This is a genomic window from Paenarthrobacter sp. TYUT067, assembly GCF_023656375.1.
Lineage (GTDB): Bacteria > Actinomycetota > Actinomycetes > Actinomycetales > Micrococcaceae > Arthrobacter.
The window spans coordinates 1-1,781 of record NZ_JAMOIT010000042.1 but is presented as its reverse complement, the minus strand read 5'-3'; the positions used below and the strand labels follow the sequence as shown (position 1 = coordinate 1,781).

Below are 1,781 nucleotides of genomic sequence, written 5' to 3'. Positions count from 1 at the left end.
GGGCCATTGGAAAAGAAGAGTTATTTTTGGCCGCCTACCGAACCGTACACACCTTCCGGCTTTCCGTTTCGCACCCGGCGACTCAGAAAACAATACACGCCCCACACCCCCAACGCAAATCCACCCCCAACCCAACCCCACACACCCCCAAAACCCCACCAAACCGCCGTCGAACGCCTGCACTCTGACGCACGAGCAAGCCTGCCGTCGCGCCACATCACGTGAGGGAATCGGGCATCCCAAAGTGTCGGTGCAAACCATCGTCGAGGAATCGGAGGATCGATGCGATCTTGCGTCCATCCTGAGAAGGCTCAACGACCAGCAGGCCCCGCGCCCGGCCCTCGAGGTAACAGACGAAAGCCGGCCTCCCGCCTGCGGTGACGTCGGCCAGCTCATAACTACCGCCTGGCCGTCCAGCCGCACTGGCACGAAGAAAGTCTCCGACAGCCTCACGCTCTACGTAGAATTCACTGGCCGGGGGCATAGCCAGCCAGCACCGATCGGTAAGGAGCTCCAGGACCGCATCGACGTCATCTCGAGAGAAGGCATCCGCAAACTTGCGGGCGAGGTCGCGATGGTCTTCTCGCCTGGCAAGCGGCAATGGAGTAGGCCGGGCAGAGCGGGCGCGCTGCAGCAGACCCTTAGCTGCTGTTGGACCAATCGAGAGCATCTCCGCGGCTTCACCAACGCTGAAGTCCAGCACATCGCAGAGCATCAACACCGCAGCTTGGCGCGGTGGCATTCGCTGAAGGGCAATCACAAAGGCGAGCTCGATACTTTCGCGGGCAACAACCTGGGCTGCAGGATCAAGTTCGTTGACCAAAGAGTCGGGGTAGGGCTGCAAATGCGCGTGGTCGAACCGATCGCTTGGGGCCGGCGGTTCGAACGGCGGCAGAGGTGCGGGACGAGGACGGCGGGCACGATCCCTTCGTGCATTGAGCGAACGGGTAGTCGCAATCCGGTAGAGCCAGGTCCGCAACGATGACCTGCCGGCGAATCCGGACAAGCCCTGCCACGCTGCGAGCAGAACCTCCTGCAGTACATCGTCAGCATCATCAACATTGCCTATGATCCGGTAACAGTGCAGATGGAGCTCCCGGCGCAAGGGCGCAACCAGCGCGGCGAAGGCCTCCTTATCGCCGGATCGGGCTGCGTCCAACTCAGCTGACGTCACGGTTCAATCTTGGCATGTACCCCTACAGTCGTTCCGATATGGCTACTTCCGGTGTCTCAACAGAAGTAGCCCTCTACGAAAGGAACAGCACCATGTCCAACTCTCAAGCTGCCGCCGTAAAGATCGCAGTGGAATACCACCAGGCCTGGACTACCGGCAGACTGGACGCGGCAGCCGCCCACTTGGCCGACGATGTCATTTGCCATGCACCTTCAGGCTTCATCGAAGGGAAAGCGGCGGTCCGGGCCTTTATGGAGCCCTTCGCTGCTTCGCTCACGCAATCCACGCTTCTTGCTGCCTTCGGCACGGACGAAGAAGCACTGCTGATGTACAACACAGCCAATCGGGCAGTACCGAGCGCTCCTGGCGCAGAGCTCTACCGCATTCAGAACGATCAGATTGTTGAGATTCGCATCATCTTCGATCGCTTGCCCTTCGCGTTGGCGCGTGGCGACGTCGTTGAGGTGTGAGGGCTGTGTGTTTGGTTGTTAAATGCGGGGAGCCCCGACCGTGTGGTCGGGGCTCCTCCGTGAATGGTTGTCCGGCGGTGTCCTACTCTCCCACACCCTCCCGGGTGCAGTACCATCGGCGCTGTGGGTCTTAGCTT

At 60.8% G+C, this 1,781-nt stretch carries 2 protein-coding genes; one reads left to right on the top strand and one right to left on the bottom strand.

All coding sequences use genetic code 11. The features are described 5' to 3' along the window. Positions 1-217: 217 nt before the first annotated feature. On the bottom strand, positions 218-1,174 hold the full coding sequence (locus MOD31_RS21800; protein ID WP_166843164.1) for an RNA polymerase subunit sigma-70: 957 nt from the start codon (positions 1,172-1,174) through the stop codon (positions 218-220). 92 nt (positions 1,175-1,266) lie between these two features. On the opposite strand from MOD31_RS21800, the gene MOD31_RS21795 reads away from it, so the two are divergent. Next, positions 1,267-1,644 (top strand): nuclear transport factor 2 family protein, encoded by a 378-nt coding sequence (locus MOD31_RS21795; protein ID WP_166843163.1) that lies wholly within the window; start codon positions 1,267-1,269, stop codon positions 1,642-1,644. Positions 1,645-1,781: the final 137 nt, after the last annotated feature.